We start from the raw sequence: 1,458 nt of genomic DNA on the forward strand, positions 1-1,458 counted from the left end.
GCCGAAGCGCGCAGCAGGGCAACGCCACCGCCGGCAACGATGCCTTCTTCCACGGCCGCGCGGGTCGCGTTGAGGGCGTCATCGACGCGGTCCTTCTTTTCCTTGACTTCGACTTCCGTCGCACCGCCGACGCGGATCACCGCAACGCCGCCGGCGAGCTTCGCCAGACGTTCCTGCAGCTTCTCCTTGTCGTAGTCCGAGGTGGTCTCCTCGATCTGCTGCTTGATCTGGGCAACGCGGCCCTGGATCTCGGCCTTCTTGCCGGCGCCGTCGACGATGGTGGTGTTCTCCTTGGAGATCGACACCTTCTTGGCGCGGCCGAGCATGTTGAGGCCGACATTCTCGAGCTTGATGCCGAGGTCTTCCGAGATGACCTGGCCACCGGTGAGGATGGCGATGTCTTCCAGCATGGCCTTGCGGCGATCACCGAAGCCCGGCGCCTTGACGGCGGCGATTTTCAGGCCGCCACGCAGCTTGTTGACGACCAGCGTGGCCAGGGCCTCGCCTTCGACGTCTTCCGAGATGATGAGCAGCGGCTTCGAGGTCTGCACGACGGCTTCGAGGACCGGCAGCATGGCCTGCAGGTTGGAGAGCTTCTTCTCGTGCAGGAGGATGTAGACGTCCTCAAGCTCGGCAACCATCTTGTCGGCGTTGGTGACGAAGTAGGGCGAGAGGTAGCCGCGGTCGAACTGCATGCCTTCGACGACTTCCAGCTCGGTCTCGGCGGTCTTGGCTTCCTCGACCGTGATGACGCCTTCGTTGCCGACCTTCTGCATCGCTTCCGCGATCATCTTGCCGACCGACTCGTCGCCATTGGCCGAGATCGTGCCGACCTGGGCGACTTCCTCGGAAGTCTTGATCTTCTTGGCGGCCTTGCCGAGAGCGGCGACCACTTCGGTGACGGCCAGATCGATGCCGCGCTTCAGGTCCATCGGGTTCATGCCGGCGGCAACCGACTTGTGGCCTTCCTGGACGATCGACTGCGCCAGAACGGTCGCGGTCGTGGTGCCGTCGCCGGCGATGTCGTTGGTCTTCGAAGCAACTTCGCGGACCATCTGCGCGCCCATGTTCTCGAACTTGTCTTCAAGCTCGATTTCCTTGGCGACGGTGACGCCGTCCTTGGTGATGCGCGGAGCGCCGAACGACTTGTCGATGACGACGTTGCGGCCCTTGGGGCCGAGCGTGACCTTCACCGCGTCGGCGAGGATGTTGACGCCGCGCAGCATGCGCTCGCGGGCGTCACGGGAGAATTTTACGTCTTTGGCAGCCATGTTTTAGCTCCTGGCAGGGGCTCGGATAGAGCCCGAAAATTCAAGTTGAAGGTGAGGCCGATGATCAGCCGATGATGCCCATGATGTCGGATTCCTTCATGATCAGAAGGTCTTCGCCATTGAGCTTGACTTCGGTGCCCGACCACTTGCCGAACAGGATGCGGTCGCCGGCCTTGACGTCCAGCGG

Annotated in this window: 2 protein-coding genes; both read right to left on the minus strand. The window is 62.8% G+C overall.

Translation table 11 applies throughout. The annotated features are described in order from the left end of the window. The coding region (gene groL / locus O7B34_RS31840; RefSeq protein WP_337149696.1) for a chaperonin GroEL at positions 1 to 1,271 on the minus strand (1,271 nt) is incomplete at its 3' end. 64 nt (positions 1,272 to 1,335) lie between these two features. Beyond that, the coding region (locus O7B34_RS31845; RefSeq protein WP_419197530.1) for a co-chaperone GroES at positions 1,336 to 1,458 on the minus strand (123 nt) is incomplete at its 5' end.

The organism is Mesorhizobium sp. Cs1299R1N3 (genome assembly GCF_037179625.1).
GTDB lineage: Bacteria > Pseudomonadota > Alphaproteobacteria > Rhizobiales > Rhizobiaceae > Mesorhizobium > Mesorhizobium salmacidum.